We start from the raw sequence: 12,471 nt of genomic DNA, 5'->3' as shown, positions 1-12,471 counted from the left end.
ATCAGCCGATGGCGACCACGTGGGACAGGTCGTCGCCCTTGCCGAATCGGGTCAGCTCACGGCGCAGGAAGTCCAGGGCGCGAGGCACGAACGCGGTGGTCGCACCCCCGACGTGCGGGGTCACGAGCATCCCGGGCGTCGTCCAGACGGGGTGCCCGTCCGGCAGGGGCTCCGGGTCGGTGACGTCGAGGGCTGCGGTGAGCCGGCCTGCCGCACACTCCCGGACGAGGGCGTCGGTGTCGACGACCCCGCCGCGCGCGACGTTGACGACCAGCGCGCCGTCCGGCAGCGCGTGCAGGAAGTCCGCGTCGACCATCCGGCGGGTCGCCTCCGAGAGCGGTACGACCACGATCACGACGTCGTGGTGCGGCAGCAGATCGGGCAGCTCGTCGGTGCCGTGGATCGTGTTTACCAGTTCGTCGCCAGCGCGCGCCCGCGAGGCGACGGCGGTGATCGAGACCTCGAACGGCTGCAGACGCCGCGCGATCGCGGTGCCGATCGAGCCGTATCCGAGGATCAGGACGTGTCGGTCGGCGAGCGACCGGCGGCCGTTCAAGGACGTCCACCGGCCCTGCTCCCCCGCACGCGTCGCCTCCGGGATCCCGCGCAACGACGCGAGGGCGAGTCCGACGGCGAGTTCGGCGGTCGAGGTGTCGTGGATCCCGGCGCCGTTCGCGAGCTGGACCCCCTCGGGCAGGTGAGGCTGCACGTGCTCGTATCCCGCCGTGACCAGCTGCACGGCCCGCAACTGCGGACACTGCTGCAGGTGCCCGAGCTGGCGTCGTCCGGCCCGCATGTACGGCGGCACGGCGAGCGCGATGTCGTCGCGGGGCGGCGCGTCCTCCATGTCCCAGGTGACGAGCTCCACACCGGGGACGTCGCAGAGCGCGTCGACCCAGTCCTGGTCCGGGAGGGAGGCGACCGGGTCCATCAGGCTCCTGCCGTGACGGGCAGCGAGCGCAGCCCTCGGATGGTGACGCTGTTGCGTCGCTTCGGTTTCGCCGCGAAGTGCAGCGTGGGCATCCGCTCGGCGAGCACCTGCAGGGCGACCTCGGCCTCCAGCCGCGCCAGCGGCGCTCCGACGCAGTAGTGCACACCCCCGGAGAACGCCAGGTGGTCGGAGTTGTCGGTGCGGGTGATGTCGAAGAAGTTCGGCCGGGCGAACCGCGCGGGGTCCCGGTTCGCGCCCGCCAGGATGCACAGCACCCGGTCACCGGCAGGCACGTCGTACCCGCCGATGGTGCTGTCCTGCAGCGCGACCCGGTCGGTGAACTGGATCGGCGGGTCGTAGCGCAGGGTCTCCTCGACCACTCTGGGCGCGTACGTCGCGGGGTCGCCGGCCAGCAGCTCCCACTGGTCCGGGTTGCGCATCAGCGCGAGGACGGCGTTGCCGATCAGATTGACGGTCGTCTCGAAACCCGCGACGAGCAGCAGGGTGCACAGCGGCAGGATCTCCTCGGGCCGCACCGCGCCACCCTCCTCGGCGACGAGCATCGAGAGCATGTCGTCGCGCGGGTCGGCCCGGCGCTCCTGCACCAGTCGCTCGAACATCGCGTCCAGGCCGAGCTTGGCGCTCAGCACCTGCTGCGCGTGCCGCAGCGAGTGCACCCCTTCGAGGGCGCTGCCGAGGGCGGTCCCCCAGCGCAGGAAGAGGCCGTCGTCGGCCTCCGGCACGCCGATCAGCTCGGAGATGATGCGGATCGGCAGCGGACCCGCCAGCTGGCGGATCAGGTCGAAGGACGCGCCGGGAGGCACGGCGTCCAGCCGCTCGTGCACGGTCTTCTCGATCGTCGTGCCGTACGCGGTGAGCCGACGGGGCGTGAACGCGGGAGCGGCGACCCGGCGCAGGCGGGTGTGCTCGGGCGGGTCCATCTCCAGCAGCGACATGCTGAACTCGACCTCGTCCTTGCCGACGATGGTGCGGCCGCCGACGCCGAACTCCCGGCTCTTCAGGATGTGCTTGCACACGTCGTGGGTGGCGCTGAGGTGCACGTTCGGCTCGCGCGGCGACGGCGACAACGGCGCCTGGTCTCGGACCTGGTCGAAGTACGGGTAGGGGTCGAGCCGACCCGGCCAGGTGATGGCCCGCGCGACGGGCGCGCGCAGCACCCGTGCGCCGTACTCGGTCTTCGCCCTCGCGACGTAGACGTCCTTGATGAAGGAGCGGGCCATGCCCAACTGCGTGATCAGACCGGGTCGTTCCATGCCGTCCGCCTCTCGTGGTGGGGCGTGCCACCGCGAGGCGGGCTGCCCGCCGGGGTCAGGTCAACCGAGCCAGGATCAGCTCACGGGCGCGTGCCGCGTCCGCCTGACCCCGCATCTCCTTCATCACGCCGCCGATCAGTGCCCCGGCCGCGTTGAGCTTGCCCTCGCGCACCTTCGCGGCGACGGCCTCGTTGGCGGCGATGACCTTGTCGACCGCTGCTTCCAGGGCGCCGTCGTCCTGCGCCAGCGCGAGACCTCGAGCGTCCGCGACCTGGGTCGGCGTGCCCTCGCCGGCCAGGACGCCGTCGAGCACCTGCCGGGCCATCGCGTCGTTGAGGCGGCCCGAGGCCACCAGGCCGAACAGCTCGGCGATGTGCGCCGGCGTCACGCCGAAGTCGTCGATCGCGCGCCCCTCGGCGTTGGCGCGCCGGGAGATCTCCCCGGTCCACCACTTGCGGGCCGCGGCCGGACTCGCACCGTCGGCCACGGTCTGCTCGATCAGCTCGGTCGCACCCGCGTTGAGTACGTCGCGCATCTCCAGATCCGTGTAGCCCCAGTCCTTCTGCAGTCGCTTGCGGCGCTGGTCGGGAGGCTCCGGGAGCGTCCCGCGCAGCTGCTCGACGTACTCGCTCGACGGTGCGACGGGCACCAGGTCGGGCTCGGGGAAGTAGCGGTAGTCGTCGGCGTCGGACTTGGGCCGTCCGGAGGTCGTCACCCCGGTGTCCTCGTGCCAGTGCCGGGTCTCCTGCTGGATGGCGGCCCCGGAGTCCAGCACCGCCGCGTGACGGCTGATCTCGTAGCGGATGGCCCGCTCGATGGACCGCAGCGAGTTGACGTTCTTGGTCTCGGTGCGGGTGCCGAGCTCGTCCTCGCCTCGGGGCATGAGCGACACGTTGGCGTCGCAGCGCACCGACCCCTGCTCCATCCGCACGTCGCTGACGCCGAGTGCCTTGAGCAGGTCGCGCAGCGCGGCGACGTACGCCTTGGCCACCTCGGGTGCCCGCTCGCCGGCACCGCGCACCGGGCGGGTGACGATCTCGATCAGCGGCACGCCCGCGCGGTTGTAGTCCACGAGGGAGTACTCCGCGCCCTGGATGCGGCCGGTGGAGCCGCCGACGTGCAGCGACTTGCCGCTGTCCTCCTCCATGTGGGCGCGTTCGATCTCGACGCGGAAGATCTCGGTGCCGTCGCCGTTCGCGGTCGGGATCTCGACGTCGAGGTAGCCGTCGAAGGCGATCGGCTCGTCGTACTGGCTGGTCTGGAAGTTCTTGGTCATGTCCGGGTAGAAGTAGTTCTTCCGGGCGAAGCGGCACCAGGGCGCGATCGAGCAGTTGAGTGCGAGACCGATCCGGATGGCCGACTCGACCGCCGCGGCGTTGACCACCGGCAGCGCGCCCGGCAGGCCCAGGCAGACCGGGCAGACCTGCGAGTTGGGCTCGGCGCCGAAACCGGTCGCGCAGCCGCAGAACATCTTGGTCTCGGTGTTGAGCTCGACGTGGACCTCCAGGCCCATCACCGGGTCGTACCGAGCAATCGCGTCGTCGTAGTCGACGACGGCGTCCAGCACACTCATCGGGTCACCTCCCGCACCGGGAGCGCCGGTGCCTGGTCGAGGATCGGCGCGCCCCACTGCTCCAGCAGGGCCGCCTCGAGCGCCGCGCCGACCTCGTAGAGACGGTCGTCGCGGGTGGCCGGGGCGAGGATCTGGAAGCCGCTCGGCAGTCCGTCTTCGGCCAGGCCGTTGGGGATCGACATGCCCGGCACCCCGGCGAGGTTGGCCGGGATGGTCGCCACGTCGTTCAGGTACATCGCCATCGGGTCCTCGAGCTTCTCCCCCAGCTTGAACGCCGTGGTGGGCGCGGTGGGAGTCACGAGCACGTCGGCCTGCTCGAACGCCGCCGCGAAGTCGCGGGCGATGAGCGTGCGCACCTTCTGCGCCTGGCCGTAGTAGGCGTCGTAGTAGCCGGCGGACAGGGCGTAGGTGCCGAGGATGATCCGGCGCTTGACCTCCTCGCCGAATCCGGCGTCCCGGGTGGCGGCCATGACCTGCTCGGCGCTGGGGCTGTCCACGCCCTGCGGGCCTACCCGCAGGCCGTAGCGCATGGCGTCGAACTTGGCGAGGTTGGAGGACGCCTCGCTAGGCAGGATCAGGTAGTACGCCGCGAGACCCTTGACGAAGCTGGGGCACGCGACGTGCACGATCTCGGCCCCGCGGGCCTCGAGCAGCTTCAGCGATTCCTCGAACCGCGCACGCACGCCGGACTGGAAGCCCTCACCGGAGATCTCGTCCACGACGCCGATCCGCAGCCCCGAGACGTCGCCGCGGCGGGCCGCCTCGACGACACCGGGCACCGGCGCGTCGATGGAGGTGGAGTCCATCTCGTCGTAACCGCCGATGATCTCGTGCAGCAGCGCGGCGTCGAGCACCGAGCGGGTGCAGGGTCCGGCCTGGTCCAGCGAGCTGGCGAGCGCGATGAGTCCGTAGCGGGACACACCGCCGTACGTCGGTTTGGTGCCGACCGTGCCGGTGACCGCGGCGGGCTGGCGGATGGAGCCGCCCGTGTCGGTGCCGATCGCGAGCGGCGCCTCGAACGCGGCGACCGCCGCCGAGGACCCGCCGCCGGAACCGCCCGGGATCCGGTCCAGGTCCCACGGGTTGTGGGTGGGGCCGTACGCCGAGTGCTCCGTGGAGCTGCCCATGGCGAACTCGTCCATGTTGGTCTTGCCCAGGATCGGCAGACCCGCGACGCGCAGCCGGGTGGTGATGGTGGCGTCGTACGGCGGGATCCAGCCCTGCAGGATCCGGCTGCCGGCGGTGGTGGGCAGACCCTTGGTGGCCACGATGTCCTTGACCGCGATCGGCACTCCGGCCAGCGGCGACCGGGACTCGCCCGCGGCGCGCGCCTCGTCGGCGGCTCGGGCGGCTGCGAGCGCACCCTCGGCGTCGACGTGCAGGAACGCGTGGACGGCGTCGTCGACCTCGGCGATCCGGTCCAGGTGCGCCCGGGTGACCTCGACGCTGGACAGGCTGCCGTCGGCGATGGCGGCACCGAGCTCGGCGGCACCGCGCCGGATGATGTCGTGGGGTGAGGAGGAGGACGGAGAAGACACGGAGAAGGGACTCACTCTTCGTCGAGGATGCGGGGGACGGCGAAGCGGCCGGCCTGGGCGTCGGGGGCACCGGCCAGGGCGTCGCCCGAGCTCAGGCTGGGGCGTACGACGTCCGGCCGGGTGACGTTGACCAGCGGCAGGGGATGCGACATCGGGGGGATGTCGTCGGCCGCGATCTCACCCACGGTGGCGACGAATCCGACGATCTGGTCCAGCTGCCCGGCGAGCTTGTCCAGCTCGTCGTCGGTCAACTGGATACGGGCGAGCATCGCGACGTGCGCGACCTCCGCGCGGGACAACTCAGGCATGGGAGCCAGTCTATGGGTGCCCCCGTCGGCGACCGGCGCGGCCGTGCCGGAGCCCGTGCGGGGCTCTCGGCCGTTCGCCGGAGGCTCAGCTCGCGAGGGCGGTGAGCACCACGTCCGGGTCGGGGTTGGTGTGCGCGGCACCCGCGATGACGACGGTCGGGACGATCTCGTTGCCGTTGTTGACACCCGCGACGTACCGGCGCGCCTCGTCGTCCTCCCAGATGTTGCGCCAGGTCGCCTTGTCGGCGGCCGAGCCGAGGCTCGAGCGCAGTCGGGAGCAGTAGCCGCAGCCGGGCCGCCAGTAGATCGTCACGTCACTCATGCCCGGTCCAACGCTGCGGTACCCGCCGGTATGCCCGCCCGTCCCCGTCGAGGGGTGGGGCGGTCGGCGAGGGTGGGGAAAGAGGCCCACCTCTCGATGCCTTCCCCACCCCCCGATGGGAAGGCTCAGTCGGTCGGGAAGACGTCGGGCAGGTCGGAGGCGGATCCGGCGAAGCGCGGCGCGCGCTTCTCCAGGAACGAGGCGACCCCCTCCTGGCCGTCGCCCTCGCTGGTCCAGAACATCGCGAGCGACTCCGCTCGGTGCGCCTCGCGCGGATGCGACGTCGCCGCGTTGCGGTACATCATCTGGCGCGTGAGTGCCACGGCGACCGGGCTGCGGTCGTCGGTGAACCGGTGCGCCAGGGCCTTGGCCGCGGCGAGCAGCTCGTCCGGCTCGTGCACCGAGCGCACCAGTCCGCCGTCCTGCGCCTCCTGCGCGGTGAGGATGTCCGCGGAGTAGGCCCACTCCAGGGCCTGCTGGATGCCGACGATGCGCGGCAGGAACCACGTCGAGCACGCCTCGGGGACGATCCCGATCCTGCCGAAGACGAAGCCGATCCGTGCCTTGGTCGAGGCCAGCCGGAAGTCCATGGCGCAGGTCATCGTGGCCCCGACCCCGACCGCGGCACCGTTGATCGCGGCGATGACCGGTTTGGGGCAGTCGTAGATCGCGAGCGCGACCCGGCCGCCGGTGTCGCGTACGCCGTCCACCACGGCCGGATCCTCGAACCGCTCGACCAGGTCGGCCGGGGTCGGGCTCATCGAGCCGTCGAGTCCGAAGACGTTGCCGCCCACCGACAGATCCATGCCCGCACAGAACGCGCGTCCGGCCCCGGTGACGATGACCGCGCGCGCCTCGTCGTCGCGACCGGCGCGCCCGAAGACGTCGATGAGCTCGTTCGCCATCGTGACGGTGAAGGCGTTGAGGGCGTCGGGGCGGTCGAGGGTGACGGTCGCGATGCTGTCGGCCACCTCGTAGCGGATGGTCTCGTACGTCGGGTTCACGCCGTCTTCGCCTTGCGCTTGGCGACCGCTGCCATCGAGGCCTTCATCAGCTTCCAGTAGCCGGCCGGGCGGGTGCGGGCCATCACGTCGAGGGCCTTGGCGTCCTGCCCGATCAGCAGCCGCGGTCGGCGGTTGATCGTCGCCTCGATGATGTCCTCGGCCGCGCGGTCGGCGGGATAGCTGAGCATCGCCGCGAACGACTTCTTCTGCGCAGCACTCTCGGCCTCGTCGACGCCGGCGGCCACCCGCGCGTTCACGGCGATGTTGGTGCGGATGCCGCCAGGGTGCACGACGGTGACGCCGACGGGCAGGTCCTCCTCGGCCAGCTCGTGGCGCAACGACTCGGAGAAGCCGCGCAGCCCGAACTTGCTGGTGCTGTACGCCGTCTGGCCGGGAGGCGCGACGAGCCCGAAGAGCGAGGACGTGTTGACCACGTGGGCGTTCCCGTTCTCGATCAGGATCGGCAGCAGCGCGCGGGTGATCCGGATCGGGGCGAGCAGGTTGATCTCAAGCAGCCACTCGAAGTCCTGCTCGGAGGTCTGCACGAAGCGGCCGCCGAGCGCGACGCCGGCGTTGTTGAAGAGCAGGTTGACGTCGGGGTGGGCGCTCACGACGCGCGCGATCAGCGTGTCGGTGCCGGCTCGGTCGGCCAGGTCGACGACGTACGTCGTGACGCGCACCGACGGGCTCTCGCGCCCGATCTCCTGGGCGACACGCGCCAGCCCGGTCTCGTCGCGGTCCAGGAGCACGACGTGCGCGCCCCGCCGGGCGAGGCCGCGGGCGATGTGCTCGCCCATCCCACCGGCTGCGCCGGTCACCAGCGCGACCGATCCTTCGACAACGACGTCGGGCAGTGCCATCAACGATCCTTCGTTCGGGTGGGGTGGAGTCGAGCCCGACCCTACGAGAGACCGCCGGCGGTGACGATGTCGGCGGTCAGGTCGAGGTGGCCGCGGTGCCGGGCGAGCTCCTCGTAGACGTGCAGCAGGATGCCGGCCTGGGTGCGCAACTCGTCGCGGTCGAGGTCGCGCTCGCGCAGCGGACCGACCGGCTGGGCGGGGCCGTCGAAGTCCGCGAGGTCGGCGCGGAACCGGTCACGGTGCACGCCGACGAGCTCGACCAGCTCGGCGACCGTGCCCGCCGACTCGAACTCAGCGACACGGTCCCGCTCGATCGGCCGGTCCGCGAGCACCCGCCCGCCCCAGAACTCCAGCACCCCACAGCAGTGCCGCACCAGCTGGAACGCGGTGTTGCCCGCCGGCAGCCCGGTCGGGGCGTTGACGCGCTCGTCCCCCAGCCGCCGGACCGTCGTGAGCATTCCGTCGAGCGCACGGTCGACGTGCACGAGGACCGCGGCCAGCAGGTCGCCCTCGGCGAGAGTCGTCTCAGTCATCCGCGTCGGCCGGAGAGGGACGCACCGCGTCGGCGCCCTGCTCCAACAGGGTGCGGAAACCGGTCTCGTCCAGGATCGTCAGTCCGAGGTCCTCGGCCTTGGTCGCCTTGGTGCCGGCGTTGGCGCCCACCACGACGAAGTCGGTCTTCTTGGAGACCGAACCGCTGGCCTTGCCGCCGCGCACGATGATCGCCTCCTTGCTCTCGTCGCGCGAGAAACCCTCCAGCGAGCCCGTGACCACGACGGTCAGGCCCTCGAGGGTCCGGTCGATGGACGCGTCGACCTCGTCGGCCATGCGGACGCCGTCCTGCGCCCACCGCTGCACGATCTGGAGGTGCCAGTCGACCGCAAACCACTCGACGACGGCCTGCGCGATCACCGGCCCGACACCGTCGGTCGCGGCCAGCTGCTCCTGCGTGGCCTCCCTGATGGCGTCCATCGACCCGAACTCCCCCGCCAGCGCCCGCGCCGCGGTGGGTCCGACGTGCCGGATGGACAGGGCGACCAGCACCCGCCAGAGCGGCTGCGCCTTGGCCGTCTCCAGGTTGTCGATGAGCCGAATGCCGTTGGCGGACAGTACCTTCCCATCGACCACGGTCTCGGGCGGATCGTTCTTCTTCGCGGCGCGGGTGTAGAGGTCGACGCGCACCAGCTGCTCGCGCGTCAGGCGGAACAGGGTCGACTCGTCCTGCAGGACCCCGGCGTCCAACAGCGCGGTGGCCCCCTCCCAGCCCAGCGCCTCGATGTCGAAACCACCGCGGGCGGCGAGCCCGAACAGCCGCTCCCGCAACTGCGACGGGCAGGATCGCGCGTTTGGACACCGGATGTCCTTGTCGCCATCGCGCTCGTAGGCCAGCGGTGTGCCGCACGACGGGCAGTCGGTCGGCATCTCGAACTCGCGCTCGCTGCCGTCGCGCAGCTCCGCCACCGGCCCGACGATCTCGGGGATGACGTCGCCGGCCTTGCGCAGCACGACGGTGTCGCCGATGAGCACGCCCTTGCGGCGTACCTCCGAGGCGTTGTGCAAGGTGGCCATCTCGACCGTGGACCCGGCCACCTTCACCGGCCGCATCACCCCGAACGGCGTCACGCGCCCGGTGCGCCCGACGTTGACCTGGATGTCCAGCAGCTTGGTGTTGACCTCCTCGGGCGGGTACTTGAACGCGATCGCCCACCGCGGCGCCCGCGACGTCGCGCCGAGCGCGCGCTGCACCGGCACCTCGTCGACCTTGACCACGACGCCGTCCAGCTCGTGCTCGACGGAGTGCCGGTGACTGCCGGCCCACTCGATGTAGTCCTGCACCTGCTCGGGGGTGTCAACCACGCGGTAGTGCGTGGACACCGGGAGGCCCCAGGCGCCGAGCAGGTCGTAGGCCTCGCTCTGCCGGGCGATGTCGAAGCCGCGCCGCGCGCCGATGCCGTGCACCAGCATCCGCAGCGGTCGGGTCGCGGTGACCTTGGGATCCTTCTGCCGCAGCGACCCGGCGGCGGCGTTGCGGGGGTTGGCGAACGGCGCCTTGCCCTGCTCGACCAGCCGCTCGTTCAGCGCCGTGAACGCCTCGACGGGGAAGAACACCTCGCCGCGCACCTCCACCAGCTCGGGCACCGCGACCTCGCCGCCGGACAGGGTGTGCGGGATCCCCTCGACGGTGCGCACGTTGAGGGTGACGTCCTCCCCGGTGCGGCCGTCGCCGCGGGTGACACCGCGCGTGAGGCGGCCGTCCTCGTAGAGCAGGTTGATCGCCAGGCCGTCGATCTTCAACTCGCACAGGTAGTGCACGTCGGCGCCGCCCGCGTCGCGCTCCACTCGCGTGGCCCACGCGGCCATCTCCTCGGCACTGAACGCGTTGTCCAGGCTCAGCATCCGCTCGACGTGGTCGACGGGCGTGAAGTCGGTGCTGTACGTCGCTCCGACCTGCTGGGTGGGGCTGTCCGGTGTGCGCAGCGGGGGGTAGGCCTCCTCCAGCTCGTTCAGCCGCCGGACCAGCGCGTCGTACTCGCCGTCGCTGACGGTGGGCGCGTCCCGCACGTGATAGGCGAACTGGTGGGCGCGGACCTCCTCGGCCACCTGGGTCCACTCGTGCCGGGCATCGTCGGGGATGCCGCTGGCGACGTCGTCGGCAGGCACCGGTTCCTCACTCACCCGGGCAATCCTGCCGCAGCGCACCGACAGCCGCGACACAACGCCGTCACGAGCCCTGCGCGATCTCCCCCAGCTCGTGGGCGGCTGCCTGCACCAGTCGTGCGACGCCGAGCGCCGCGTCCGGTGAGCGACCGGCGAGTCCGCAGGCGGGCGACAACGTGAGCGTCGACAGATCGGCGTCGGGCAGCCCGAGGCGGCGCCACATCGCGAGCACGCGCTCGACGTACCTGCCCGGGTGCGTGCCGGTGGCATCGGTGGGCACCAGACCCAGCCACGGAGCGCGGGACGCCTCGACGGCCTCCGCGACCAGGTCCCACTCCGCGCCGCCCAGCAGGGCGACATCGAGGGCCACGCTCAGATCCGGCACCTCGGCGAGCATCCGCAGCGGCGGGGACGGAGCGCACGTGTGCACGACGATCGATCGCGTTCGCGCGGCCAGCCCGGCGGTCAATTCCGTGAGAGCCTCCCGGGCGGTCTGCTCGTCGACGCTGCGCAACCGGGAGAAACCCGACGCCGTCGGCACACTGCCGGTCAGGACGGCGGTGAGCGAGGGCTCGTCGAACTGCAGCACGACATCGGCCCCCGGCACCAGCGACCGGACCCGGTCGACATGGTCGGTCGCTGCGGCGAGGAGCGCCTGACGCAGGTCGCGGCAGGCGCCGGGATCGGACAGCGCCTTCTCACCCCTGGGGAGCGCGACGGCGGCAGCGAGGGTCCACGGACCGCACAGCGAGAGCTTCAGCTCACCGACGTAGCCGTCGTAGGCCTCGGCGAGCTCGTCCAGGTCCTGGCGCAGGTACGCCGCACCGCGCGCGGCGTCCCGTCCCCGTCCGCCGGACAGCCGCCACCCGCTCGGCTGCAGATCGACGCTCAGGTCCGGCAGCAGCGCGGCGGTCCGACCCACCAGGTCGGCGCCCGGGCCCCGATCCGGGAGTTCCACAAGGTAGGGCAGTCCGTCCTCGGCGAGCAGATCGCGGATCAGCCCGTTGGCGCGTCGTGGATCGGTGCCCGGCCACGACCCGATGCCGGTGGCCCGCGGTGCGACGCGGGCGACCAGCTGGTCCTCCGCCGACTCAGCGATAGGAGGTCAACGGCTTCGTACCGATCCCCTGCAGCGACTTCTTGACGGTGCCCGACGTGACCTTGACGAAGCAGGCGGCGTACCGGTCGCCCTGTGCCCAGGCCGTCTTGGTGACGTAGAGGCCGTCCTCGACGACATCCTTACGTGACTTCGTGCTGAGAAAGGCCTGCGCCAGCGGCGGGCAGAACTGAGCCCGCTGCGCGATCAGGTGGGCGTCGCCGGGGAACTTGTCGATGTACCGGCCGGACAGGTACCCGCCGGTGGTCTGACCCACGTGCGGCGAGGAGCACTTCACGATCTTGAAGTTCTTCGCCACCTTGTCGACGCAGAAGGTGTACTTGAACGCGTTCGCACCCTTCAACGCGTCCTGCAATGTGTAGTTGATCGGCAGGTTGGCCTCGTCACCGTCCGTGCGCAGGTGCATCAGGCACACGATCCGGGTGGAGTTGAGCGGGTCGTCGACCAGGGCCACGGGGTTTCCGACGGCCAGCAGACCCACCGGCGCCCCACCGCTGAACTTGACCAGCGAGGCGTTGCAGGTCTCCTGCCGCAGCACCTGACGCGCCGTCGGGTCGGTATTGACGCTGGAGTTCCTGACCACCGCGGTGACCTGGTAGACGTGCGTCTGCGTGCAGGGCACGACCTGGTAGGTCAGGGTGTCGATCAGGCACTGCCCGGTCTGCACCGACGCCGAGATGCCCGACGCGCTGCTCGAGCTGCTGGAACTGCTGGGCGTCGGCGAGGACGAGCTCGACGACGAGGAGGGACTGGTCGAGCTGGGCGATGTGGAGGTCGCGCTGTGGACCGTCGGGGCGCTGCCTCCCCCACCGCACGCAGCCAGGACCACAGCGGCCGCAGCCACCCCCACGATCTGACGGACCGACATCCAGCACTCCTTCACCCT

General features: G+C 71.4%; 13 protein-coding genes. 1 reads left to right on the top strand and 12 read right to left on the bottom strand.

Going from position 1 to position 12,471, the window contains the following annotated elements:
• Position 1: 1 nt before the first annotated feature.
• The 12 genes from JOB34_RS12645 to JOB34_RS12595 form a co-directional block, all read right to left on the bottom strand.
• Positions 2–931, bottom strand: coding sequence for a 2-hydroxyacid dehydrogenase (locus JOB34_RS12645; protein WP_208053048.1), 930 nt, complete (start codon positions 929–931; stop codon positions 2–4).
• Positions 931–2,205: a cytochrome P450 gene (locus JOB34_RS12640; protein WP_208053047.1), complete on the bottom strand. Its 1,275-nt coding sequence runs from the start codon at positions 2,203–2,205 to the stop codon at positions 931–933. The genes JOB34_RS12645 and JOB34_RS12640 overlap by 1 nt, the downstream gene beginning before the upstream one ends.
• Before the next feature lie 55 nt (positions 2,206–2,260).
• Positions 2,261–3,778 (bottom strand): Asp-tRNA(Asn)/Glu-tRNA(Gln) amidotransferase subunit GatB, encoded by a 1,518-nt coding sequence (gene gatB / locus JOB34_RS12635; RefSeq protein WP_208053046.1) that lies wholly within the window; start codon positions 3,776–3,778, stop codon positions 2,261–2,263.
• Positions 3,775–5,316: an Asp-tRNA(Asn)/Glu-tRNA(Gln) amidotransferase subunit GatA gene (gene gatA / locus JOB34_RS12630; RefSeq protein ID WP_208053045.1), complete on the bottom strand. Its 1,542-nt coding sequence runs from the start codon at positions 5,314–5,316 to the stop codon at positions 3,775–3,777. The genes gatB and gatA overlap by 4 nt, the downstream gene beginning before the upstream one ends.
• Positions 5,317–5,327: 11 nt before the next feature.
• The gene (gene gatC, locus JOB34_RS12625; protein WP_179481909.1) at positions 5,328–5,624 is read right to left on the bottom strand and encodes an Asp-tRNA(Asn)/Glu-tRNA(Gln) amidotransferase subunit GatC; all 297 of its coding nucleotides are present in this window, start codon (positions 5,622–5,624) and stop codon (positions 5,328–5,330) included.
• An 85-nt stretch (positions 5,625–5,709) separates the two neighbouring features.
• Positions 5,710–5,946: a glutaredoxin domain-containing protein gene (locus tag JOB34_RS12620; RefSeq protein ID WP_208053044.1), complete on the bottom strand. Its 237-nt coding sequence runs from the start codon at positions 5,944–5,946 to the stop codon at positions 5,710–5,712.
• Positions 5,947–6,071: 125 nt separating this feature from the next.
• Entirely contained in the window at positions 6,072–6,950 is an 879-nt protein-coding gene (locus tag JOB34_RS12615; RefSeq protein ID WP_208053043.1) for a crotonase/enoyl-CoA hydratase family protein, read from the bottom strand.
• Positions 6,947–7,810: an SDR family NAD(P)-dependent oxidoreductase gene (locus JOB34_RS12610; protein WP_208053042.1), complete on the bottom strand. Its 864-nt coding sequence runs from the start codon at positions 7,808–7,810 to the stop codon at positions 6,947–6,949. Before JOB34_RS12610 ends, JOB34_RS12615 begins: the two co-directional genes overlap by 4 nt.
• Before the next feature lie 41 nt (positions 7,811–7,851).
• Complete coding sequence (locus tag JOB34_RS12605) at positions 7,852–8,343, bottom strand: DUF664 domain-containing protein (RefSeq protein ID WP_208053041.1); 492 nt, start codon at positions 8,341–8,343, stop codon at positions 7,852–7,854.
• The gene (ligA, locus tag JOB34_RS12600; protein WP_347813854.1) at positions 8,336–10,486 is read right to left on the bottom strand and encodes an NAD-dependent DNA ligase LigA; all 2,151 of its coding nucleotides are present in this window, start codon (positions 10,484–10,486) and stop codon (positions 8,336–8,338) included. Before ligA ends, JOB34_RS12605 begins: the two co-directional genes overlap by 8 nt.
• A gap of 46 nt (positions 10,487–10,532) precedes the next feature.
• Complete coding sequence (locus JOB34_RS17635) at positions 10,533–11,426, bottom strand: methionine synthase (protein WP_233760971.1); 894 nt, start codon at positions 11,424–11,426, stop codon at positions 10,533–10,535.
• Between the two features lie 133 nt (positions 11,427–11,559).
• Complete coding sequence (locus JOB34_RS12595) at positions 11,560–12,252, bottom strand: septum formation family protein (RefSeq protein ID WP_208053039.1); 693 nt, start codon at positions 12,250–12,252, stop codon at positions 11,560–11,562.
• A gap of 10 nt (positions 12,253–12,262) precedes the next feature.
• On the opposite strand from JOB34_RS12595, the gene JOB34_RS12590 reads away from it, so the two are divergent.
• The gene (locus JOB34_RS12590) at positions 12,263–12,442 is read left to right on the top strand and encodes a hypothetical protein (RefSeq protein ID WP_208053038.1); all 180 of its coding nucleotides are present in this window, start codon (positions 12,263–12,265) and stop codon (positions 12,440–12,442) included.
• Positions 12,443–12,471: the final 29 nt, after the last annotated feature.

The sequence above is a fragment of the Allobranchiibius sp. GilTou38 genome, assembly GCF_017565325.1.
Lineage (GTDB): Bacteria > Actinomycetota > Actinomycetes > Actinomycetales > Dermatophilaceae > Allobranchiibius > Allobranchiibius huperziae.
The sequence above is the reverse complement of the archived record's forward strand: the minus strand, read 5'-3'. Positions and strand labels throughout refer to the sequence as shown.

Excerpts from the sequence above, each read along its gene's own strand:
- gatB (WP_208053046.1), bottom strand. The coding sequence starts at position 3,778 with ATGAGTGTGCTGGACGCCGTCGTCGACTACGACGACGCGATTGCTCGG.
- JOB34_RS12645 (WP_208053048.1), bottom strand. The coding sequence starts at position 931 with ATGGACCCGGTCGCCTCCCTCCCGGACCAGGACTGGGTCGACGCGCTC.
- JOB34_RS12620 (WP_208053044.1), bottom strand. The coding sequence starts at position 5,946 with ATGAGTGACGTGACGATCTACTGGCGGCCCGGCTGCGGCTACTGCTCC.
- JOB34_RS12610 (WP_208053042.1), bottom strand. The coding sequence starts at position 7,810 with ATGGCACTGCCCGACGTCGTTGTCGAAGGATCGGTCGCGCTGGTGACC.
- gatC (WP_179481909.1), bottom strand. The coding sequence starts at position 5,624 with ATGCCTGAGTTGTCCCGCGCGGAGGTCGCGCACGTCGCGATGCTCGCC.
- JOB34_RS12605 (WP_208053041.1), bottom strand. The coding sequence starts at position 8,343 with ATGACTGAGACGACTCTCGCCGAGGGCGACCTGCTGGCCGCGGTCCTC.
- JOB34_RS12590 (WP_208053038.1), top strand. The coding sequence starts at position 12,263 with ATGCCCGACGCGCTGCTCGAGCTGCTGGAACTGCTGGGCGTCGGCGAG.
- JOB34_RS12640 (WP_208053047.1), bottom strand. The coding sequence starts at position 2,205 with ATGGAACGACCCGGTCTGATCACGCAGTTGGGCATGGCCCGCTCCTTC.